Below are 21,559 nucleotides of genomic sequence, written 5' to 3' on the forward strand. Positions count from 1 at the left end.
TTGATGTGTTGATCAGTGAGGTTGTGTATCACCGGCGGCCGTATCAATGCTGACCACCACCGACATCCCCGGCCGCAAGCGCTCGCTCTCCTGCTGATCCGGATCGATGGTGATGCGCACCGGCACCCGCTGGGCGATTTTCACAAAGTTGCCGGTGGCGTTGTCGGCCTGCAACAACGCGAATTCAGAACCGGTGCCCGGCGAGATGTGCTGCACGTGGCCGGTGAATTTGCGGTGGTTCAAGGCATCGACGGTGAAGCTCGCCGGTTGCCCGACGCGCACGTTGTCCATCTGGGTTTCCTTGAGGTTGGCGATTACCCATTTCTGGTTCGGTACCAGCGCCATCAACTGCGCCCCGGAGTTGACGTAGGCGCCGAGGCGCACGCCGATCTGCCCGAGCTGACCGTCACGCGGGGCGATGATCCGGGTGTTGGACAAGTCGATCCGCGCCAGCTGCACTGCCGCCTCGGCACTTGCCACCGCGGCTTCCAGCGAGCCGCGATTGACGATCACCGTTTGCAGATCCTGCCGGGCGATTTCCAGATTGGCCTTGGCCTGCGCCACCGCCGCAATGCTTTGCGCATTGGCAGCCAGCGCCACGTCCATCTCACGCTTGGACACCGAACCGTCATTGACCAGCGCCTTGTTGCGACGCAGATCCGCCTCGCTTTTACGTAACTGCGCTTCACTGTCGGCCACCACCGCCTGACGTAATTTGATCGTCGCTTCGGCGCTGTTGCGCTGCTGCACGACGTTGGCCAGCGAAGCCTTCTGCACCGCCAGTTGCGCCAGCGATTGGTCGAGGCGTTGCTGATAGATGCGGTCATCAAGACGCACCAGCAAATCCCCTTCCTTCACAAACTGGAAATCCTGCACCGGCACTTCAAACACATAACCGCTGAGCTGCGGACCGATGATCGTCACCTGCCCGCGCACCAAGGCATTTTCAGTGGTCTCGACCGCGCTGCTGAACGGAGGTAGTTGCCAGGCATACAACACGATCAGCACACCGACGATGGCAATCGCGGCAAAGCCCAGCGACGAGATGATCCGCACCCGCAACGAGCGCGGCTCGGTGTTCGGTGATGACGGCGGCGCCACGCCTTCAGGGGTGGCGGCGATGGCATTGGTGGTTGTGGTGGTCGGTTCGGTCATGAAGAGGTGGCACCGCTGGAAGGTACGGAAGATGTCGGGGCGACGGCTCGGGTGGTGCTGATCAGCCACAGCGCACGGATGGAAATCCAGATCATGGTCAGGATCGCGATCACCGCGATCAGCATGAACACATCGTTGTAGGCCAGCACATTGGCTTCGCGGGTGGCGGCGTTGGCCAGGCTGCGAATGCCTTGCAGATTGCGCAGACTCGGGTCGGCAATCACGGAGCCGACCGCCGACCCGCCGCTCTGCACCCGGGCGGCGACACGCGGATCAGACATCACCAGTTGCTCGACGATGTGGCTGGAATGAAACTTTTCGCGCACGATCTGGAACGTCCCTAGCAACGCCGCGCCGATCAGGCCGCCGAGGTTGTTGCAGATCCCGAACAACACCGAAAAACTCACAAGGTTGCGCGGGTTGGTCAGCACGTTGCGCGTGCCCAGCACCATGGTCGGCCCGAGGAAAAAGGTACTGCCGAACGCCAGCAGAAACTGGCTGAAATACAGGTTGCCGGGGCGGGTCAGGTTGTTCGATGAGCTGTCCATGATCGAGCCGGTGGCCATCAACGCCAGCGAAATGATCAGCGGCATCAGCAGGTGTTTCGGGTCGATGGTCAGCGCACTGGTCAGCAGCCCGGCGACGCTGCCGATCAGCATCACCACATACAGGCTATGAAGCTGCTGGCTGCTCATGTTTAGGTTCTGCATGAAGCCCACGGCGCCGGTGGATTGCTCCGAGGTGACCATGCGAATCAGGATCACCGCCAGCGCCAGGCGGATCATCACCCCGCTGCCGAGCCAGCGGGTCATCAGCATCGGATTGCTGCGGTTATGTTCGATAGCCAGCCCCGCGAGAATCAGGGCAATCGACGCGGCCAGGGCGATACCGATCCAGTCGGCCTCCAGCCACCAGTCGATCCGCCCGAGAGACAACACGGCGCACAACAGGGCCACGCCACTGGCAAGGATCGCAAAGGTCAGGAAGTCGAGGGGTTCGAAGGTCTTGAAGCGGTCACCCGGCGGCAGTTTGAGCAACAAGACGCAGCCCAGCGACAGCAACGCCATGCCCAATTCAAACAGGTACAGGCCGCGCCATTCGGCGATCTGCAGCAGGTCTTCGGAAAACAGTCGCGCCAGTGGTAAGGCCAGCTGTGAGGTGCCGAGGCCCAGCACCAGCGCCTTCATCCGCCATTTGGCCGGGAACGCCTGCACCATGTAATACAGGCCCAGCGAACTGAGCGCCGCACCGACCATGCCATGGGCCGCACGCACGGCGACCGCCGAATTCAGGTCATTGACGAACAGATGACCGAAGGTCACCAGCGCATACAGCACCAGAAACACTTCGGTGAACGCCCGCAGGCCGAACTGCTGGCGAAATTTCACAAGCAGCAGGTTCATCGACACGTTGGTCATCACATACGCCGCCGGCAGCCAGGCCATCTCCGCTGTGGTCGCCCCGAGCGCGCCTTGCAGGTAAGGCAGGTTGGCGACCACCAGCGCATTGCCCAGACCACCGGTCACCGCGACAAGCACGCCCACCAGCGCATAAGCCAGGCGCTTGGGGTTGGAATGCAGCGGCGTCGAGGGGGAACCGGGCAGACTGGGCTTCTCGTGCGGCTGCCAGTTGCGCGGGGCGTATTGATCCATTGAAAGGCCTTGTCTTGTAGTCGCTTAAGTGTGCCGCAATTCCTGGTCGAACACCTATCCAGTGTGAGAGCAAGCTCGCTCCCACAAAGGGATTTTGGGTGGATTCGTAAATTCTGTTTAAAAGACATCTCGCCCGCAGCTGATTTTTCCCAAGCGTAGCGGATGCCAACCTTGCAGCACTTCTCAACCTGCAAGGTGCCCGATATGACCACTCCCCGCTGGCAACGCTCCCCGCGTCTGCTGAAAAACCTGCTGGCCGCCACGCTGTTGCTGCCCGCCCTCGCCTTCGCCCAGGAACGCCCATGGCCGGATGGCTCGCAACTGGTGATTTCGGTGTCGATGCAATTCGAAACCGGCGGCCAGCCCGAGGGCGCCGAAAGTCCGTTCTCCGGCACACCGCTGCCAAAAGGTTATCCGGACCTGCCGGCGCAGACCTGGTTCGATTACGGCTACAAGGAAGGCCTGTGGCGCATGCTCGATCTGTGGGATCGCACCGGCATCAAAGTCACCTCCCACGTGGTCGGCGAAGCGGCGCTCAAGCACCCGGAACTGGCCAAGGCGATCGCCGAGCGCGGTCATGAACTGGCGGCCCACGGCATGCGCTGGGCCGATTCGTACAACATGAACTACGCCCAGGAAAAACAGTTCATCGGTGATGGCGTCGCCGCGGTGGAAAAAATCACCGGCCAGCGCTCGGTCGGCTACAACGCCAACTGGCTGCGCCGCAGCCCCAATACGCTGAAGGTGCTGCAGGATCTGAATTTCACCTATCACATCGACGATGTCAGCCGTGACGAGCCGTTCGTGACCATGGTTCGCGGGCGTAAATTTGCCGTGGTGCCATACACCCTGCGCAACAACGACATCGTGCTGGTCGAGGGCCGGCATTTCTCTGCCGAGCAGTTCTATCAGCAACTGGTGCTGGAATTTGATCGCCTCTACGCCGAAGGCGCGAGCAAGCGGCGGATGATGTCGGTGAGTCTGCACGACCGCATCGGCGGCACCCCGGCGATGGTCGAGGCCATGGAGCGCTTCATCCGGTACGCCCAGTCGCATCCGAAGGTGAGTTTCATGCGCAAGGACCAGATCGCGCAGATCGTGCTGACCGAAAAAAATCCCCTGATCGATAACACTGAAGCGCTCTACAACCAATAAACGTGCCGAAAGCAGCCCTCCTCACAGCGCTTTGAGGGCTGCCCGCTCACCCAAAGTCATCGTACGACGGCCTGTTGACATTTCCGGAAAACCTCGCAAATATCCGCAACCATGTTGTACGACGACGTATAACAAATAATAAAAACAACAAATGAAACAGGGAGCGTCACAGTGAGCACACTCGTCTGCAATTCCGTCCGCACGTCCCGTTTTTCTGTCCCCCGCCCGCGTTCCACCCTGAGCCTGATCGGCTGCAGCAGTCTCGCTCTCGTCTTGCCGATGAGTGCCGATGCCGAGGGTTTCCTCGAAGACAGCAAAGCCACCCTGAACCTGCGCAACGCCTACTTCAATCGCAACTTCGTCAACCCCAACTACCCGCAGGGCAAGGCTGAAGAGTGGACACAGAACTTCATCCTCGACGCCAAATCCGGTTTCACCCAGGGCACGGTCGGGTTTGGCCTGGACGTGCTGGGTATGTATTCGCAGAAACTCGATGGCGGCAAAGGCACCGGCGGTACGCAACTGCTACCGATCCACGATGACGGGCGGCCAGCGGATAATTTCGGGCGCCTGGGTGTAGCGCTCAAGGCGAAGGTGTCGAAGACCGAATTGAAGGTGGGTGAATGGATGCCGGTGCTGCCCATCCTGCGCTCGGATGATGGTCGATCACTGCCCCAGACCTTTCGCGGCGGCCAGATCACGTCTACCGAAATCAATGGCCTGACCCTTTACGGTGGCCAGTTCCGCGGCAACAGCCCGCGCAACGATGCCAGCATGGAAGACATGTCGATGAACGGCCGCGGCGCCTTCACCTCCGACCGTTTCAACTTCGGCGGCGGCGAATACACCTTCAACGACAAACGCACGCTTGTCGGTGTGTGGTACGCCGAACTCAGCGACATCTACCAGCAGCAGTATTTCAACCTCAGCCACAGCCAGCCACTGGGCGACTGGACACTCGGCGCCAACCTCGGTTTCTTCACCGGCAAGGAGGACGGCAGCGCTCAAGCCGGCGACCTCGACAACAAAACCGCGTTCGCCATGCTTTCGGCCAGGTACGGCGGCAACACGTTCTACATCGGCTTGCAAAAGCTCAGCGGCGACGATGCCTGGATGCGCGTCAATGGCACCAGCGGCGGCACCCTGGCCAACGACAGCTACAACGCCAGTTACGACAACGCGAAGGAGCGCTCCTGGCAGATTCGCCACGACTACAACTTCGTCGTCCTCGGCGTCCCCGGCTTGACGCTGATGAACCGCTACATCAGCGGTGACAACGTGCACATCGGCACCATCACCGATGGCAAGGAATGGGGTCGCGAATCGGAACTGGCCTACACCGTGCAGAGCGGCCCGCTGAAGAACCTCAACGTCAAATGGCGCAACGCGACGATTCGCCGGGACTTCAGCACCAATGAATTCGACGAGAACCGGATCTTCATCAGTTACCCGATTTCCTTGCTGTAAACCCGAACATGGCATCAGCGGAAGGTGAATCAGCCTTCCGTCATTTACACCGAAAGTCGCGTTGACAAGTTCCGGAAACCCTACCGATACTTCAACGCAGTCATACGACAACCTACAACAAACCTAATAACAACGTGTAAGGGATTGCCATGACGTCCACCTCCACCGCCCCAACTCCGTTCAATCGCCTGCTGCTGACCGGCGCCGCCGGTGGCCTGGGCAAAGTCTTGCGCGAACGTCTGCGCCCGTATGCCAACGTGCTGCGCCTGTCGGATATCGCCGCCCTCGCCCCGGCCATCGATGACCGGGAAGAAATCGTGCTCTGCGACCTCGCCGACAAAACCGCCGTGCATCAACTGGTCGAAGGCGTGGATGCGATCCTGCATTTCGGTGGCGTTTCAGTGGAGCGCCCCTTCGAAGAAATCCTCGGTGCCAATATCTGTGGCGTGTTCCATATCTATGAAGCGGCACGCCGCCACGGCGTCAAACGGGTGATCTTCGCCAGTTCCAACCATGTGATCGGTTTCTACAAACAGGATGAGCATCTCGACGCCAGCTCCGCTCGCCGCCCCGATGGCTACTACGGTCTGTCCAAGTCCTACGGCGAAGACATGGCCAGTTTCTACTTCGATCGCTATGGCATCGAAACCGTCAGCATCCGCATCGGCTCGTCGTTTCCCGAACCGCAGAACCGCCGAATGATGCACACCTGGCTCAGCTTCGACGACCTCACCCAATTGCTCGAGCGTTCGCTGTACACCCCCAACGTCGGCCACACCGTGGTTTATGGCATATCCGCCAACAAGGATGTGTGGTGGGACAACCGCTTCGCCAGCCACCTCGGCTTCGAGGCCAAGGACACCTCCGAAGTGTTTCGCGACAAGGTCGAAGCGCAGCCGATGCCCGCCAGCGATGACCCGGCGCGGATCTATCAGGGCGGGGCCTTTGTTGCGGCGGGCCCGTTCGGCGATTGACCGGCGCGTTTCACCTCTCCAACAAAACCAAGGGAATGAGTATGCAAGCCGAATTGATCGTCGACGCCCGCAACGCGGTGGGTGAAAGCCCGGTGTGGGTGCCGCAGGAAAATGCGCTCTACTGGGTCGACATCCCCAACGGTGGCCTGCAACGCTGGGATGCCGACACTGGCCATGTTCACGCCTGGAAGGCTCCCGAGATGCTCGCCTGCCTCGCCCGACACAGCCGGGGCGGCTGGGTGGCCGGCATGGAGAGCGGGTTCTTTCAACTGCGCCCCCACAGCGATGGCAGCCTTGACAGCGACCTGCTCGCGACCGTGGAACACAGCCGCCAGGACATGCGCCTGAACGACGGCCGCTGCGACCGTCAGGGCCGGTTCTGGGCCGGCAGCATGGTGCTGAACATGGGCCTGAATCTGCCCGAGGGCCGGCTCTATCGTTACGGTGCCGGGCAAACAGGCGTGATAGCGGCACAACTTGATGGCTTCATCGTGCCCAATGGTCTGGGCTTCAGCCCGGACGGCAAAACCATGTACCTGTCGGACTCGCACCCGAACGTGCAACTGATCTGGGCTTTCGATTACGACACCGAGACAGGCACACCCTCCAACCGCAGGGTGTTCGTGGACATGAACCATTTTTACGGCCGTCCCGACGGCGCTGCCGTGGATGCCGATGGCTGCTACTGGATCTGCGCCAACGATGTCGGCCTGATCCACCGGTTCACCCCGGAAGGCCGCCTTGACCGCTCGCTGCCGGTACCGGTGAAAAAACCCACCATGTGCGCCTTCGGTGGCAGCCGGATGGACACCTTGTTCGTGACTTCCATCCGCCCCGCCGACGACCAGGACCCGCATTCGCTGGCCGGCGGCGTGTTCGCCCTCAACCCCGGCGTCAAAGGCCTGCCGGAGCCATTGTTCGACGACCTGCTGTAACCCCCTGCTGCATCGCTGTGCCTTGAACACAAAAATAACAAGACTGGAGAACCCCTCATGGACTTCAAACGCACGTTGCTCGCCGCCGCTCTCCCCCTCGCGCTCACCTTCGGCAGCGCCGCCCAGGCGCTGGAAATCAAATTCGCCGACATCCACCCCGCCGGGTATCCGACCGTGGTCGCCGAAGAACAGTTGGGCAAGACCCTGGTTGCCGAAAGTGACGGCAAGCTGACCTTCAAGATGTTCCCTGGCGGCGTACTCGGCTCGGAAAAGGAAGTGGTCGAACAGGCACAGGTCGGCGCCATTCAAATGGCCCGCGTCAGCCTCGGCATCGTCGGCCCGGTGGTGCCGGACGTGAACGTGTTCAACATGCCGTTCGTGTTCCGTGACCAGGCGCACATGCGCAAGATCATCGACGGTGAAATCGGTGACGAGATCCTCGACAAGATCACTCAATCCGAATTCAACCTCGTCGCTCTGGCGTGGATGGACGGCGGCACGCGCAACATCTACACCAAGAAACCGGTGCGCAGCCTTGAAGACCTCAAGGGGATGAAAATCCGCGTGCAGGGCAACCCGATGTTCATCGAAACCATCAACGCCATGGGCGGCAACGGGATCGCCATGGACACCGGCGAAATCTTCAGTGCGCTGCAGACCGGCGTCATCGACGGCGCGGAAAACAACCCACCGACCCTGCTTGAACACAACCACTACCAGAACGCCAAGTTCTACAGCCTGACCGGGCACCTGATCCTGCCCGAACCGATCGTGATGTCGAAAATCACCTGGGAAAAACTCACGCCCGATCAGCAGACGCTGGTGAAAAAAGCCGCCAAGGCTGCACAGGCTCAGGAGCGCACGCTGTGGGACGCCAAGTCCGTCAGCAGCGAGGAAAAACTCAAGGCGGCCGGCGTCGAGTTCATCACCGTCGACAAGAAGCCCTTCTATGAGGCCACCGCCTCGATCCGTGAAAAATACGGCGCGCCCTACGCCGACCTGATCAAGCGCATCGAAGCCGTTCAGTAAACCTCCCAGCCCTTTGCAAAAGGCCCGGCAGCGCTGACGTCGCCTGATGTCCGCGCATGCCCGGTTACGGTGGAACCCGATGAAGAATTTGCTGCTGCGCATCAATGACCGGATCTACATGGCCTGCATCTGGGTCGCCGGTCTGTCGGTGCTGACCATTTCCCTGATCATCCCCTGGGGCGTGTTCGCCCGTTACGTCCTCGGCACAGGTTCGAGCTGGCCGGAGCCCACCGCCATCCTGCTGATGATGGTCTTCACTTTCATCGGCGCCGCCGCCAGCTATCGCGCCGGCGCGCACATGGCAGTGGCGATGGTCACCGACCGCCTGCAACCAAAGATGCGCCGAACCATGAGCATCGTTTCGCAAGTGCTCATGGGCACCATCTGCCTGTTCATGACCATCTGGGGCACCAAGCTGTGCCTGTCGACGTGGAACCAGTTCATGAGCGCCCTGCCGACATTGCGGGTCGGCATCACTTACATGCCGATCCCGATTGGCGGTGCGCTGACGCTGGTTTTCGTACTGGAAAAACTCTTGCTCGGCGATCAAAGCAATCGCCGCGTGGTGCGGTTCGACCTGGTTGAAGAAAACGAAGGGGCTGCCTGATGGACGCATTGATTCTGCTGGGCAGTTTTATCGCACTGATCCTGATCGGCATGCCGGTTGCCTATGCCCTCGGGCTGTCGGCGCTGATCGGCGCGTGGTGGATCGACATCCCATTCCAGGCCTTGATGATTCAGGTGGCGGGCGGGGTGAACAAATTCTCGCTGCTGGCGATTCCGTTCTTTGTGCTGGCCGGCGCGATCATGGCCGAGGGCGGCATGTCTCGGCGGCTAGTGGCGTTCGCCGGGGTCCTGGTGGGCTTCGTGCGTGGCGGGCTGTCGCTGGTCAACATCATGGCCTCGACCTTTTTCGGCGCGATTTCCGGCTCGTCGGTGGCCGACACCGCGTCGGTGGGTTCGGTGCTGATCCCGGAAATGGAGCGCAAGGGCTACCCTCGGGAATTCTCCACAGCGGTCACCGTCAGCGGTTCGGTACAAGCCCTGCTGACCCCGCCGAGTCACAACTCGGTGCTCTACTCGCTGGCGGCCGGCGGCACCGTTTCCATTGCGTCGCTGTTCATGGCCGGCGTGGTGCCGGGCCTGCTGATGAGCGCGTGCCTGATGGTGTTGTGTCTGATTTTTGCGCGCAAACGCGACTACCCCAAGGGCGAAGTGATCCCGCTGCGCGAAGCCCTGAAGATCTGCGGCGAAGCCTTGTGGGGCCTGATGGCGATGGTGATCATTCTCGGCGGGATTCTGTCGGGGATCTTCACGGCCACCGAGTCGGCGGCCATTGCCGTGCTGTGGTCGTTTTTCGTCACCATGTTCATCTACCGCGACTACAAATGGAGTGAGCTGCCGAAATTGATGCATCGCACGGTGCGCACCATTTCCATCGTGATGATTCTGATCGGCTTCGCCGCCAGTTTCGGCTACATCATGACCCTGATGCAGATCCCGGCGAAGATCACCACGCTGTTCCTGACCCTGTCCGACAACCGCTACGTGATCCTGATGTGCATCAACGTCATGCTGCTGTTGCTCGGCACCGTGATGGACATGGCACCGCTGATCCTGATCCTCACACCGATCCTGATGCCGGTGATTCTCGGTATCGGCGTCGACCCGGTGCAGTTCGGCATGATCATGCTGGTCAACCTCGGTATAGGCCTGATAACGCCGCCGGTGGGCGCCGTGCTGTTCGTGGGTTCGGCGGTGGGCAAAGTCAGTATCGAAAGCACGGTGAAGGCGCTGCTGCCGTTCTACGCCGTGCTGTTCCTGGTGCTGATGCTGGTGACCTACGTTCCGGCGCTGTCGCTGTGGTTACCGCACCTGGTGTTGTAACGCGATCACTGTGGCGAGGGCGCTTGCTCCCTCGCCACAGGTGTTGTCTCACGCCCGCAGCAACATGTAAGCCGCAACCACCAGGCACACACTGGCAAACCCCACATGCAACGTCCTCGCCGGCACCCGCGCGCAGAGTTTGCGGCCGATGATCATGCCGACGATGCTCGCTACGATGAACGACGCACCCAGATGATCGATCCGCACCCCGGCATGGAACGCACCGATTACGCCGATGGCGGAAATCAGGCTGATGACCATCAGTGAAGTGGCGACGATGCCGCGCATCTGCACATCGGTCAGTTGCTTGAACGCCGGCACGATCAGAAACCCGCCGCCAACCCCCAGCAACCCGGACACCACACCCGTGACCGCGCCCAGTGCCGCGAGGGTCGCGGTGCATTTGGCGGTCCAGTCGAAACGGCCGGTCTGCTCATTGAGCATGCAGTTCTTCTGGCCCCAACTGGCGTGGCCATGATCGCTTGGCCCCTGCTGCTGGCGTTCGCGGCGCAGCATGCGCCACGCCACCATCACCATCAGCAGGCTGAACAGAATCATCAAAACCTTTTCCGGCAACTGATGGGCGAAGTAGATGCCCACTGGCGAAAACACCGCGCCGAGCGCTGCAATCAGCAGCGCCGCGCGATAGCGCACCAGACCGTGACGCAAACCATCGATCGCGCCGACCGCCGCCGCGCTGCCCACTGCAAACAACGCCACCGGCGCCGCCTGCGTCATCGTCCAGCCCAGCCCGAGCACCAGCGCCGGTACGGCGAGAATCCCGCCGCCGGCCCCGGTCAGACCGAGGATCAATCCCATCACCACGCCAAACAGACTTGCCAGCAACATAGAGTGTTCTCAGTCGACCCTGGACAGACGCGTCAGCCATTCGCGGCCCTTGAGCATGCCGTTCCAGTAGAACCACGGCAGCAGCGTCGCCTTCAGCCACCACGCGGAGCGGCGCGGCACGGTCGGGTCGAGGGGAAAGGTCGGCAACAATTTTCCGCCGTAGCCGAACTCGGCGAGGATCACCTTGCCCTTCTCTACCGTCAGCGGGCAGGAACCATAGCCGTCGTACTTCAGCGGCAGCGCCAGTTCTTTGCGCAGGGCCAGCAGGTTTTCCGCCACCACCACGACCTGCTTGCGCACTGCCGCGGCGGTTTTCGCATTGGTGGTGCCGCAGATATCGCCCAAGGCAAACACTTCCGGATAGCGCGGGTGTTGCAGCGTGTGCGGGTTGACCTCGCACCAGCCGGCGGCGTCGGCCAGCGGACTTTGCGCAATGAAATCCGGTGAAACCTGCGGCGGGACGACGTGCAACAAATCGAAAGTCTTGGCCTGACGGGTAACGTTGCCGTCCGCATCCTTGACGTCGAACCAGGCAGTTTTCGCCGGGCCGTCGACCTTCACCAGATTGGAATTGAATGCCAGCCGCGCGTTGTATTTCTCGATGTACTTCATCAGCGGCGGTACGAAGGTCGGCACGCCGAACAGCGCGGCACCGGCCAGATTGAACTCGACATCGACCTGACTCAGCACGTTGCGCTTGAGCCAGTGATCGCAGGACAAGTACAGCGCCTTTTGCGGCGCGCCGGCACACTTGATCGGGATCGGCGGCTGGGTGAACAGCGCTTTGCCGCCGCCCAGTTTCTGCACCTGATCCCAGGTGTATTGCGCGTGCTGATAGCTGTAGTTGGAGGTGACGCCGTGCTGGCCGAGACTGTCCTGCAGGCCTTCGATCTTCTCCCACGCCAGGCGCAGGCCGGGGCAGACGATCAGGTTCTGATAGGTAATGGTGCGTTGATCGTTGAGGGTGAGACGGCGCTGGTCGGGGTCGATGCCGGTCACGGCGGCCTGAATCCAGGTGGCCTGGCGCGGCATCACTTTGTTCATCGGTCGGGCGGTGTCTTTGGCGTCATAGGCGCCACCGCCGACCAGCGTCCACGCCGGTTGGTAGTAATGCAGGGTGCTCGGCTCGATCACCGTGATTTTCAGGCCGGGATCGCGCTTGAGCAGGCTCGCGACAAAACCGATGCCGGCAGTGCCGCCGCCGATGACCACGATGTCCGCACTGATGGATGGGCCCCAGTGTTGATCGTTCATTGTTTGTTCCTTATGGCTGCACGCAAGGATAGCCGGGTCTATTGCGCCCAGCTTTTGAGCACGGCTCCGCAGTAGAGTCCGGAGAGGGTTTTCATCACCTGGATCACTTCGTGACTGGCGAGACCGTAAAAAATGTACTTGCCTTCACGACGGGTCGCGACCAGCCCTTCATCACGCAGGATGCCCAGTTGCTGGGACAGGGTCGGCTGACGCACGCCGGTCATTTTCTCCAGTTCGCCGACGTTGCGCTCGCCCTGGGTCAACTGGCACAGGATCAACAGCCGATCCTCGTTGGCCAAGGCCTTGAGCAGCGAACAGGCCTTGGAGGCCGAGGCGCGCAGTTGCGCCACTTCACATTCGGTCAGACTGGATTGCATTTGCAGGATGCCTTCAACGTCACTTAAGCTGCGGACATTATGTGTTTACATAAAGTGTTGCAACCCTGACTTCCCACCTTCCCGCACAGGACCGTGTTCATGCCCGCGCTGATTGAAGCTTTCCTCGACCCCGCCTCTTCGACCTACAGCTATGTGGTCTACGAGGCCGACGGCGGGCAGTGCGCGATCGTTGACCCGGTGCTCGATTACGACGGCGCCGCCGGCCGCACCTGCACGGCTCAGGCGGACAGGATCATCGCCTTCGTGCGTGCCCATCACTTGCAAGTGCAATGGCTGCTGGAAACCCATGCCCACGCCGATCACCTGTCCGCCGCGCCCTACCTGCGCCGGGAACTGGGCGGGAAAATCGCCATTGGCGAATCGATCAGCAAAGTGCAGAACGTGTTCAAGGCACTGTTCAACCTGGAACCGGAATTTCGCGTCGACGGCTCGCAGTTCGATCACCTGTTCGCACCGAACGAATCGTTCAGGATCGGCAATCTCAAGGCCACCGCCCTGCATGTCCCCGGCCACACCCCGGCGGACATGGCCTACCTGATCGATGGCGAACAAATCCTGGTCGGCGACACGCTGTTCATGCCCGACGTCGGCACCGCCCGTTGCGACTTCCCAGGTGGCAACGCCCATCAGTTGTTCAATTCAATTCAAAAGCTGCTGGCCTTCCCTGCCAGCGTGAAGCTCTATGTCTGCCACGACTATCCGCCGCAAGGCCGCGACTCGCAGTGCCAGACCACCGTCGGCGAGCAGCGTAAAAGCAATATCCATGTACATGACGGCGTCGACGAAGCCGCGTTCGTCGAGATGCGTACCAAGCGCGATGCAGGACTGGGAATGCCGACGCTGTTGCTGCCGGCGATTCAGGTGAACGTGCGAGCAGGAAATCTGCCGCCGGCTGAAGGCAATGGCGTCGTCTACCTGAAGATCCCTATCAACTCCGTGTAAGAAAAAATCATTGAGGGAACTCAAAACAAGAGTATTCGTACCTGTCACGTCGAATGCCATGAGCTGGGCGTAATCTCCGCGGGCAGGCAGACTTCATTGGGCAATCAACCCATGGAGATTTGGCAATATGGATATTCGCCGTAACCACCGGGATCTGTCCCGGGAAGAGAAATCCGCCTTCATCAACGCAGTCCTCAGGCTGAAAAACAACGTCAACAGCGTGCTGCGTCCCGGTCAGCAAAGCCGTTACGATGACTTCGTTCAGATCCACAAAAACTCAATGGGACGTGGCAATCCGCTCGCACCCAGCCCTCATCAAAGCCCCTTGTTTTATCCGTGGCACCGGGTCCTGATCCGCCAGTTCGAACTGGCGCTGCAGGCCGCCGCCGATGACCCTCGCATCACACTGCCCTACTGGAACTGGCAAATCGGCGGCGCCGACAATCCATTCACCTCGGACTTCATGGGCGGCAACGGTGACAATACCCAGAATCAGCTGGTAACCAGCGGACCCTTTTCCAATAACCAGTCGCCATTCATCGTCTCGGTATGGGACGAGGGTGTCGGTGATGCGGGCTTGCGTCGCAATCTCGGGGCTGCCGGCGCCTTGCCGTCACCAGAAACCGTCATCTCGGCCCTGAACAGAACGTCCTATTGGATGGAGCCGGGCGGTTGGGAAAACTTTTCCGAACGTGAACTGCACAATCCCGTGCATGCCTGGATCGGAGGCAACATGATGGAGGCATCCTCCCCCAATGACCCGATATTCTTCCTGCATCATTGTTATCTGGATCTGCTCTGGGAGCGCTGGAAACACCAGCATCCGAACGTTCCCTCTTTCCCGCAGGAGGAACTGAGCAACTCGACACTGGTCTTTCACCCCGAAAACGAACTCGCTCCGTGGCCTCAAAGCTTCACCATTGAGCAGACTCTTTTTACCGAAGAACTGGGTTATCGATATGAATACCTGTGAACGGCACCGGATTCAGTTGCCCAGCGTCAAACCGTTCGCCGGCAGCGGCAATGCCGTCTTATAGCGCACCTGCTTGAGCGCAAAACTTGACCGAATGTTGGCCACGCCCGGCACCTTGGTCAGAAAGTCCATCATGAAGCGTTCGAGCGACTGAATGGTCGGCACCAGCACCCGGATCAAGTAGTCAGGGTCGCCGGCCATCAGGTAGCACTCCATGACTTCGGGACGATCGGAAATGGCTTCTTCGAAATGCTGCAGCGCTTCCTCTACCTGCTTCTCGAGACTGACGTGGATAAACACGTTGACGTGCAGTCCCAGCAGATCGGCATCGAGCAGGGTCACCTGCTCGCGGATCAGCCCCAGCTCTTCCATCGCCTTGACCCGGTTGAAGCACGGCGTCGGCGACAGATTGACCGAACGGGCCAGGTCGGCGTTGGTGATGCGCGCGTTCTCCTGAAGGCTGTTGAGAATGCCGATGTCGGTACGGTCCAGTTTGCGCATGAGACAAAACCACCTGTTTTTTATGTTTATGCAGAATTTCTATCTGCAAATGATCTTCAGCGCAACGAAACAGAGAGAAATATTCTTCTTGCCCGGGCCTATGATTGTTGTAGGACAAGATTTCTTTTATCGAAGAATGACTGCCAGCTCACTACAAGAAATTCACAAGATCGAGCGTAGAAGCCATGACCCAAGCGTATGAACCGCTGCGTCTGCACGTCCCTGAACCCTCGGGCCGCCCAGGCTGCAAAACCGACTTCTCCTACCTGCATCTGACCGATGCGGGCACGGTGCGTAAACCTTCCATCGACATTGAACCCGCCGACACCGCCGACCTGGCCCGTGGCCTGATTCGCGTGCTCGACGACCAGGGCAACGCCCTCGGCCCATGGGCTGAAAACGTGCCGGTCGAGATCCTGCGCAAAGGCATGCGCGCCATGCTCAAGACCCGGATCTACGACAACCGCATGGTGGTTGCCCAGCGTCAGAAAAAAATGTCGTTCTACATGCAGAGTCTTGGCGAAGAAGCCATTGGCAGTGCCCAGGCCCTGGCCTTGAACATCGACGACATGTGCTTCCCAACCTACCGCCAGCAAAGCATTCTGATGGCTCGCGACGTGCCATTGGTCGACCTGATCTGCCAACTTCTGTCCAACGAGCGCGACCCGCTCAAGGGCCGTCAGCTGCCGATCATGTATTCGGTCAAGGACGCCGGTTTCTTCACTATTTCCGGCAATCTCGCCACCCAGTTCATTCAAGGCGTGGGCTGGGGCATGGCCTCGGCGATCAAGGGCGACACCAAAATCGCCTCGGCCTGGATCGGCGACGGCGCCACCGCCGAATCTGACTTCCACACCGCCCTCACCTTCGCTCACGTCTATCGTGCGCCGGTGATCCTCAACGTGGTCAACAACCAGTGGGCGATCTCGACGTTCCAGGCCATCGCCGGTGGTGAAGCCACCACCTTCGCCGGACGCGGTGTCGGTTGCGGCATCGCCTCGCTGCGGGTGGATGGCAACGATTTCTACGCAGTCTATGCCGCCTCCGCTTGGGCTGCCGAACGCGCCCGCCGCAACCTCGGCCCGACCATGATCGAATGGGTCACCTACCGCGCCGGCCCGCACTCAACCTCCGATGATCCGTCCAAATACCGTCCTGCCGACGACTGGAGCCACTTCCCGCTGGGCGATCCGATTGCCCGCCTGAAACAGCACCTGATCAAGGTTGGCCACTGGTCGGAGGAAGAGCACGCCGCCGTCAGCGCCGAGCTGGAAGCCGAAGTGATCGCCGCACAGAAACAGGCCGAGCAGTACGGCACCCTGGCCGGTGGCCAGATTCCAAGCGCCGCGACCATGTTCGAAGACGTCTACAAAGAGATGCCGGAGCACTTGAAGCGCCAGCGTCAGCAGTTGGGGATCTGACATGAACGATCACAACAACAATATTCAGTTGGAAACCGCCATGACCACGACCACCATGACCATGATCCAGGCCCTGCGCTCGGCCATGGATGTGATGCTTGAGCGTGATGACAACGTGGTGGTGTTCGGCCAGGACGTCGGTTACTTCGGCGGCGTGTTCCGTTGCACCGAAGGCCTGCAGACCAAGTACGGTACTTCGCGGGTGTTCGACGCGCCGATTTCCGAGAGCGGCATCGTCGGTGTCGCCGTGGGCATGGGCGCTTATGGCTTGCGTCCGGTGGCCGAGATTCAGTTCGCCGACTACGTGTACCCGGCGTCCGACCAGATCATTTCCGAAGCCGCCCGCCTGCGTTATCGCTCGGCCGGCGAATTCACCGCGCCGATGACCCTGCGCATGCCCTGCGGCGGCGGCATCTACGGCGGCCAGACCCACAGCCAGAGCATCGAGGCGATGTTCACTCAGGTCTGTGGTCTGCGCACCGTCATGCCTTCCAACCCGTACGACGCCAAAGGCCTGCTGATCGCCTCCATCGAAAACGATGACCCGGTGATCTTCCTCGAGCCAAAACGCCTGTACAACGGCCCGTTCGACGGCCACCACGACCGCCCGGTGACCCCGTGGTCGAAACACCCGCAAGCCCAGGTGCCGGACGGTTACTACACCGTGCCGCTGGACGTTGCCGCGATTACCCGTCCGGGCAAGGACGTAACTGTGCTGACCTACGGCACTACCGTGTACGTGTCGCAAGTCGCTGCTGAAGAAAGCGGCGTTGACGCTGAAGTCATCGACCTGCGCAGCCTGTGGCCGCTGGACCTGGAAACCATCGTCAAATCCGTGAAGAAAACTGGCCGTTGCGTCGTGGTTCACGAAGCCACCCGCACCTGCGGTTTCGGCGCCGAACTGGTGTCGCTGGTGCAAGAGCATTGCTTCCATCACCTGGAAGCGCCGATCGAACGCGTCACCGGTTGGGACACCCCCTACCCGCACGCGCAGGAGTGGGCGTATTTCCCTGGGCCGTCCCGAGTGGGCGCGGCGCTGAAACGGGTCATGGAGGTCTGAATGGGCACGCACGTTATCAAGATGCCGGACATCGGCGAAGGCATCGCAGAAGTAGAACTGTCGCAGTGGCACGTCAAGGTCGGCGATCTGGTCGTTGAAGATCAGGTGCTGGCGGATGTGATGACCGACAAGGCGATGGTCGACATTCCGTCGCCGGTCCACGGCAAGGTCATTGCGCTGGGTGGTCAGCCGGGCGAAGTGATGGCGGTCGGCAGTGTGCTGATCAGCATCGAAGTGGAAGGCGCCGGTAATCTGAAGGAGTCGGACAAACCGGCGCCTGTTGCAGCTAAAGAAACACCTGTCGCACCCAAAGTTGAAGCTGTCGTTGAAAGCAAACCCGTCGCGCCCCGAACGGCTCCGGTTTGCCAAGGCCCGATGGTTGCCCGCGAAGCCAATGAGCGCCCGCTGGCCTCGCCAGCCGTGCGCAAACACGCGCTGGATCTGGGCATTCAATTGCGTCTGGTGCGCGGTTCCGGTCCGGCCGGTCGCGTGTTGCACGAAGACCTCGACGCCTATCTGGCGCAGGGTCAGTCGAATGCTTCGGCGCCGGTCGCCGCTGCGTACACCCAGCGTAACGATGAAGAACAGATTCAAGTGATCGGCATGCGCCGCAAGATTGCCCAGCGCATGCAGGACGCCACCCAGCGTGCTGCGCACTTCAGTTATGTAGAAGAAATCGACGTCACCGCGATTGAAGAACTGCGTGCCCACCTGAACGAAAAACATGGCGCCAGCCGTGGCAAGCTGACCTTGCTGCCGTTCCTGGTGCGCGCACTGGTCGTCGCCCTGCGCGACTTCCCGCAGATGAACGCCCGTTACGACGACGAAGCCCAGGTCATCACCCGCCTCGGCGCGGTGCATGTCGGCGTCGCCACCCAAAGCGACGTCGGCCTGATGGTGCCGGTGGTGCGTCACGCCGAAGCGCGCAGCCTGTGGGACAGCGCGGCGGAAATCTCGCGCCTGGCCAACGCCGCCCGCAATGGCAAGGCCAGCCGCGATGAACTGTCCGGCTCGACCATCACTCTGACCAGCCTCGGCGCCCTTGGCGGCATCGTCAGTACCCCGGTGCTGAACCTGCCGGAAGTGGCCATCGTCGGCGTGAACAAAATCGTCGAACGTCCGATGGTCGTCAAAGGCCAGGTGGTGATCCGCAAGATGATGAACCTCTCCAGCTCCTTCGATCACCGCGTGGTCGACGGTATGGACGCGGCGCTCTTCATCCAGGCCATTCGTGGTCTGCTCGAACAACCCGCGACCCTGTTTGTGGAGTGATGGCATGCAATCTCTGAACACCACGCTGCTGATTATCGGCGGCGGTCCCGGCGGTTACGTGACGGCCATTCGTGCCGGGCAACTGGGCATTTCGACCATTCTGGTCGAGGGTGAATCGCTGGGCGGCACCTGCCTGAACATCGGCTGCATTCCGTCGAAAGCGCTGATCCATGTGGCCGAGCAGTTTCACCAGACTCAACATCACAACCAGCATTCGGCACTGGGCATCAGCGTTTCGGAGCCTACCCTCGACATCACTAAAAGCGTCGAGTGGAAGGACGGCATCGTTGATCGCCTGACCACCGGCGTCGCCGCGCTGCTGAAGAAGAACAAGGTTCAGGTCATCAACGGCTGGGCCAAGGTCATCGACGGCAAGACTGTGGAAGTCGGCGACACCCGCATCCAGTGCGAGCATCTGGTGCTGGCCACCGGTTCGAAAAGCGTCAATTTGCCGATCCTGCCGATTGGCGGGCCGATCATATCGTCCACCGAGGCGCTGGCGCCGAAGTCGGTGCCGAAACGCCTGATCGTGGTGGGCGGTGGTTACATCGGTCTGGAATTGGGCATTGCCTATCGCAAGCTCGGCGCCGAGGTCAGTGTGGTCGAGGCGCAGGATCGGATCCTGCCGGCCTACGACGCCGAACTGACTCAACCGGTGCACGACGCGCTGAAGCAACTGGGCGTGAAGCTCTACCTCAAGCACAGCGTGCTGGGTTTCGACGGTACGTTGCAGGTGCGCGATCCGAACGGCGACACGCTGAATCTGGAAACCGATCAGGTGCTGGTGGCCGTCGGTCGCAAACCCAATACCCAGGGCTGGAACCTCGAAGCGCTGAACCTGGACATGAACGGTTCGGCGATCAAGATCGACAGCCGCTGCCAGACCAGCATGCGCAACGTCTACGCCATCGGCGACCTGAGCGGCGAGCCGATGCTGGCCCACCGCGCCATGGCCCAGGGCGAAATGGTCGCCGAGCTGATCAGCGGCAAGACCCGCGAATTCAACCCGACCGCCATCGCTGCCGTGTGCTTTACCGACCCGGAACTGGTGGTCGTCGGCAAGACGCCGGACGAGGCCAAGGCGGCGGGACTTGATTGCATCGTGTCGAACTTCCCGTTCGCGGCCAATGGCCGGGCGATGACACTGGAATCGAAAACCGGCTTCGTGCGGGTGGTCGCTCGTCGGGACAATCATGTGATTGTCGGCTGGCAGGCGGTCGGTGTCGGGGTCTCGGAATTGTCGACCGCGTTCGCGCAAAGCCTGGAAATGGGCGCGCGACTGGAAGACATCGGCGGCACCATCCATGCGCACCCGACCCTGGGTGAAGCGGTGCAGGAAGCGGCGTTGCGTGCGCTTGGGCACGCTTTGCACCTGTAACTCTCGGTCGCAGATCGTTCCCACGCTCTGCGTGGGAATGCCTCCACGGACGCTCCGCGTTCGGCTGTTGGGACGCGGAGCGTCCCGGGCTGCATTCCCACGCGGAGCATGGGAACGATCAAAGGCAGAGATTTCGGGCTGCGAAACCGCTCAAGAATGAAGTATTGTTGTGCCCATCCAAAAAAACGTCAGAAGCCTTGAACCGCTTCGGCGGTTGTTCAGTGATAGAGGGTGTCATGGGTAACGAAAGCATCAACTGGGACAAGCTGGGTTTTGACTACATCAAGACCGACAAACGCTATCTGTCGTACTTTCGCAACGGCGAGTGGGACAAAGGCACCCTGACCGAAGACAACGTGCTGCACATCAGCGAAGGCTCCACTGCCCTTCACTATGGCCAGCAATGCTTCGAAGGCCTGAAGGCCTATCGTTGCAAGGACGGCTCGATCAACCTGTTCCGTCCCGACCAGAACGCCGCGCGCATGCAACGCAGCTGCGCCCGCCTGCTGATGCCGCATGTGTCTACCGAGCAGTTCATCGAAGCGTGCAAGGAAGTGGTTCGCGCCAACGAGCGTTTCATCCCGCCTTACGGCACCGGCGGCGCGCTGTACCTGCGTCCGTTCGTGATCGGCGTGGGTGACAACATCGGCGTGCGTACCGCGCCTGAGTTCATCTTTTCGGTATTCGCGATCCCGGTTGGCGCCTACTTCAAGGGCGGCCTGACCCCGCACAACTTCCAGATCTCCAGCTACGACCGCGCCGCGCCACAAGGCACCGGTGCCGCCAAGGTCGGTGGCAACTACGCGGCCAGCCTGATGCCAGGCTCCCAGGCCAAGAAAGCGCACTTCGCTGACGCCATCTACCTGGATCCGCTGACCCACAAGAAGATCGAAGAAGTCGGTTCGGCCAACTTCTTCGGGATCACCCACGACAACAAGTTCGTGACCCCGAACTCGCCATCGGTACTGCCGGGTATCACCCGTCTGTCGCTGATCGAACTGGCCAAGTCCCGTCTGGGCCTGGAAGTGGTCGAAGGCGACGTATTCATCGACAAGCTGTCGGACTTCAAAGAGGCCGGCGCCTGCGGTACTGCGGCGGTGATCACCCCGATCGGTGGCATCAGCTACAACGACCACCTGCACGTATTCCACAGCGAAACAGAAGTCGGCCCTGTGACCCAGAAGCTCTACAAAGAGCTGACCGGCGTGCAGACCGGCGACGTCGAAGCGCCAGCAGGCTGGATCGTCAAGGTTTGAC

General features: G+C 60.9%; 20 protein-coding genes. 14 read left to right on the forward strand and 6 right to left on the reverse strand.

Annotation, left to right across the window (positions count from 1 at the left end):
- Positions 1 to 12 precede the first annotated feature (12 nt).
- Positions 13 to 1,155 (reverse strand): HlyD family secretion protein, encoded by a 1,143-nt coding sequence (locus AWU82_RS22575; RefSeq protein ID WP_064380532.1) that lies wholly within the window; start codon positions 1,153 to 1,155, stop codon positions 13 to 15.
- A complete protein-coding gene (locus AWU82_RS22580) occupies positions 1,152 to 2,807 on the reverse strand; it encodes an MFS transporter (RefSeq protein WP_064380534.1) in 1,656 nt (551 codons plus the stop codon). Before AWU82_RS22580 ends, AWU82_RS22575 begins: the two co-directional genes overlap by 4 nt.
- 204 nt (positions 2,808 to 3,011) lie before the next feature.
- Here AWU82_RS22580 and AWU82_RS22585 point away from each other — a divergent pair, with 204 nt between their 5' ends.
- The 7 genes from AWU82_RS22585 to AWU82_RS22615 all read left to right on the forward strand — a co-directional run bounded on the left by AWU82_RS22585 (position 3,012) and on the right by AWU82_RS22615 (position 10,254).
- On the forward strand, positions 3,012 to 3,962 hold the full coding sequence (locus AWU82_RS22585; protein WP_064380537.1) for a polysaccharide deacetylase family protein: 951 nt from the start codon (positions 3,012 to 3,014) through the stop codon (positions 3,960 to 3,962).
- A gap of 171 nt (positions 3,963 to 4,133) precedes the next feature.
- A complete protein-coding gene (locus tag AWU82_RS22590; RefSeq protein WP_064380538.1) occupies positions 4,134 to 5,429 on the forward strand; it encodes an OprD family porin in 1,296 nt (431 codons plus the stop codon).
- Positions 5,430 to 5,578: 149 nt separating this feature from the next.
- Positions 5,579 to 6,403 (forward strand): NAD-dependent epimerase/dehydratase family protein, encoded by an 825-nt coding sequence (locus AWU82_RS22595; protein ID WP_064380539.1) that lies wholly within the window; start codon positions 5,579 to 5,581, stop codon positions 6,401 to 6,403.
- Positions 6,404 to 6,444: 41 nt separating this feature from the next.
- Positions 6,445 to 7,338 (forward strand): SMP-30/gluconolactonase/LRE family protein, encoded by an 894-nt coding sequence (locus tag AWU82_RS22600; protein WP_064380541.1) that lies wholly within the window; start codon positions 6,445 to 6,447, stop codon positions 7,336 to 7,338.
- Between the two features lie 57 nt (positions 7,339 to 7,395).
- On the forward strand, positions 7,396 to 8,367 hold the full coding sequence (locus AWU82_RS22605; protein WP_064380543.1) for a TRAP transporter substrate-binding protein: 972 nt from the start codon (positions 7,396 to 7,398) through the stop codon (positions 8,365 to 8,367).
- A 79-nt stretch (positions 8,368 to 8,446) separates the two neighbouring features.
- A complete protein-coding gene (locus tag AWU82_RS22610; protein WP_064380544.1) occupies positions 8,447 to 8,974 on the forward strand; it encodes a TRAP transporter small permease in 528 nt (175 codons plus the stop codon).
- The gene (locus AWU82_RS22615; protein ID WP_011334824.1) at positions 8,974 to 10,254 is read left to right on the forward strand and encodes a TRAP transporter large permease; all 1,281 of its coding nucleotides are present in this window, start codon (positions 8,974 to 8,976) and stop codon (positions 10,252 to 10,254) included. The genes AWU82_RS22610 and AWU82_RS22615 overlap by 1 nt, the downstream gene beginning before the upstream one ends.
- A gap of 48 nt (positions 10,255 to 10,302) precedes the next feature.
- Here AWU82_RS22615 and AWU82_RS22620 read toward each other — a convergent pair whose 3' ends face one another.
- The 3 genes from AWU82_RS22620 to AWU82_RS22630 are packed head-to-tail and all read right to left on the reverse strand — an operon-like array spanning position 10,303 to position 12,734.
- The gene (locus AWU82_RS22620; protein ID WP_064380546.1) at positions 10,303 to 11,103 is read right to left on the reverse strand and encodes a sulfite exporter TauE/SafE family protein; all 801 of its coding nucleotides are present in this window, start codon (positions 11,101 to 11,103) and stop codon (positions 10,303 to 10,305) included.
- A 9-nt stretch (positions 11,104 to 11,112) separates the two neighbouring features.
- A complete protein-coding gene (locus AWU82_RS22625) occupies positions 11,113 to 12,357 on the reverse strand; it encodes an NAD(P)/FAD-dependent oxidoreductase (protein ID WP_064380549.1) in 1,245 nt (414 codons plus the stop codon).
- Between the two features lie 38 nt (positions 12,358 to 12,395).
- Positions 12,396 to 12,734: an ArsR/SmtB family transcription factor gene (locus AWU82_RS22630; RefSeq protein ID WP_007952897.1), complete on the reverse strand. Its 339-nt coding sequence runs from the start codon at positions 12,732 to 12,734 to the stop codon at positions 12,396 to 12,398.
- 99 nt (positions 12,735 to 12,833) lie between these two features.
- Here AWU82_RS22630 and AWU82_RS22635 point away from each other — a divergent pair, with 99 nt between their 5' ends.
- Both AWU82_RS22635 and AWU82_RS22640 read left to right on the forward strand, forming a co-directional pair.
- Entirely contained in the window at positions 12,834 to 13,697 is an 864-nt protein-coding gene (locus AWU82_RS22635; RefSeq protein ID WP_064380551.1) for an MBL fold metallo-hydrolase, read from the forward strand.
- 127 nt (positions 13,698 to 13,824) lie between these two features.
- Entirely contained in the window at positions 13,825 to 14,670 is an 846-nt protein-coding gene (locus AWU82_RS22640; protein ID WP_064380553.1) for a tyrosinase family protein, read from the forward strand.
- 12 nt (positions 14,671 to 14,682) lie between these two features.
- On the opposite strand, the gene bkdR is transcribed toward AWU82_RS22640, so the two are convergent.
- A complete protein-coding gene (bkdR, locus tag AWU82_RS22645; protein ID WP_007915088.1) occupies positions 14,683 to 15,171 on the reverse strand; it encodes a Bkd operon transcriptional regulator BkdR in 489 nt (162 codons plus the stop codon).
- A gap of 185 nt (positions 15,172 to 15,356) precedes the next feature.
- Between bkdR and AWU82_RS22650 the strand changes: the two genes are divergently transcribed.
- The 5 genes from AWU82_RS22650 (at position 15,357) to AWU82_RS22670 (ending at position 21,558) form a co-directional block, all read left to right on the forward strand.
- On the forward strand, positions 15,357 to 16,592 hold the full coding sequence (locus AWU82_RS22650; protein ID WP_064380555.1) for a 3-methyl-2-oxobutanoate dehydrogenase (2-methylpropanoyl-transferring) subunit alpha: 1,236 nt from the start codon (positions 15,357 to 15,359) through the stop codon (positions 16,590 to 16,592).
- 1 nt (position 16,593) lies between these two features.
- A complete protein-coding gene (locus tag AWU82_RS22655) occupies positions 16,594 to 17,652 on the forward strand; it encodes an alpha-ketoacid dehydrogenase subunit beta (RefSeq protein WP_003224000.1) in 1,059 nt (352 codons plus the stop codon).
- A complete protein-coding gene (locus AWU82_RS22660; RefSeq protein ID WP_064380558.1) occupies positions 17,653 to 18,924 on the forward strand; it encodes a dihydrolipoamide acetyltransferase family protein in 1,272 nt (423 codons plus the stop codon).
- 4 nt (positions 18,925 to 18,928) lie between these two features.
- A complete protein-coding gene (gene lpdA, locus AWU82_RS22665; protein WP_064380560.1) occupies positions 18,929 to 20,302 on the forward strand; it encodes a dihydrolipoyl dehydrogenase in 1,374 nt (457 codons plus the stop codon).
- Positions 20,303 to 20,538: 236 nt separating this feature from the next.
- Positions 20,539 to 21,558 carry a branched-chain amino acid aminotransferase gene (locus AWU82_RS22670; protein WP_064380561.1) on the forward strand — a complete coding sequence of 340 codons (1,020 nt, stop codon included), beginning with the start codon at positions 20,539 to 20,541 and terminating at the stop codon, positions 21,556 to 21,558.
- Position 21,559 lies beyond the last annotated feature (1 nt).

The organism is Pseudomonas glycinae (genome assembly GCF_001594225.2).
Classification (GTDB): Bacteria; Pseudomonadota; Gammaproteobacteria; order Pseudomonadales; family Pseudomonadaceae; genus Aquipseudomonas; species Aquipseudomonas glycinae.

Coding starts and splice junctions, on each gene's coding strand:
- AWU82_RS22620 (WP_064380546.1), bottom strand. CDS start 11,103: ATGTTGCTGGCAAGTCTGTTTGGCGTGGTGATGGGATTGATCCTCGGT.
- AWU82_RS22655 (WP_003224000.1), top strand. CDS start 16,594: ATGAACGATCACAACAACAATATTCAGTTGGAAACCGCCATGACCACG.
- lpdA (WP_064380560.1), top strand. CDS start 18,929: ATGCAATCTCTGAACACCACGCTGCTGATTATCGGCGGCGGTCCCGGC.
- AWU82_RS22660 (WP_064380558.1), top strand. CDS start 17,653: ATGGGCACGCACGTTATCAAGATGCCGGACATCGGCGAAGGCATCGCA.
- AWU82_RS22580 (WP_064380534.1), bottom strand. CDS start 2,807: ATGGATCAATACGCCCCGCGCAACTGGCAGCCGCACGAGAAGCCCAGT.
- AWU82_RS22600 (WP_064380541.1), top strand. CDS start 6,445: ATGCAAGCCGAATTGATCGTCGACGCCCGCAACGCGGTGGGTGAAAGC.
- AWU82_RS22625 (WP_064380549.1), bottom strand. CDS start 12,357: ATGAACGATCAACACTGGGGCCCATCCATCAGTGCGGACATCGTGGTC.
- AWU82_RS22575 (WP_064380532.1), bottom strand. CDS start 1,155: ATGACCGAACCGACCACCACAACCACCAATGCCATCGCCGCCACCCCT.
- AWU82_RS22635 (WP_064380551.1), top strand. CDS start 12,834: ATGCCCGCGCTGATTGAAGCTTTCCTCGACCCCGCCTCTTCGACCTAC.
- AWU82_RS22670 (WP_064380561.1), top strand. CDS start 20,539: ATGGGTAACGAAAGCATCAACTGGGACAAGCTGGGTTTTGACTACATC.
- bkdR (WP_007915088.1), bottom strand. CDS start 15,171: ATGCGCAAACTGGACCGTACCGACATCGGCATTCTCAACAGCCTTCAG.
- AWU82_RS22585 (WP_064380537.1), top strand. CDS start 3,012: ATGACCACTCCCCGCTGGCAACGCTCCCCGCGTCTGCTGAAAAACCTG.
- AWU82_RS22605 (WP_064380543.1), top strand. CDS start 7,396: ATGGACTTCAAACGCACGTTGCTCGCCGCCGCTCTCCCCCTCGCGCTC.
- AWU82_RS22650 (WP_064380555.1), top strand. CDS start 15,357: ATGACCCAAGCGTATGAACCGCTGCGTCTGCACGTCCCTGAACCCTCG.
- AWU82_RS22615 (WP_011334824.1), top strand. CDS start 8,974: ATGGACGCATTGATTCTGCTGGGCAGTTTTATCGCACTGATCCTGATC.
- AWU82_RS22640 (WP_064380553.1), top strand. CDS start 13,825: ATGGATATTCGCCGTAACCACCGGGATCTGTCCCGGGAAGAGAAATCC.
- AWU82_RS22610 (WP_064380544.1), top strand. CDS start 8,447: ATGAAGAATTTGCTGCTGCGCATCAATGACCGGATCTACATGGCCTGC.
- AWU82_RS22630 (WP_007952897.1), bottom strand. CDS start 12,734: ATGCAATCCAGTCTGACCGAATGTGAAGTGGCGCAACTGCGCGCCTCG.
- AWU82_RS22595 (WP_064380539.1), top strand. CDS start 5,579: ATGACGTCCACCTCCACCGCCCCAACTCCGTTCAATCGCCTGCTGCTG.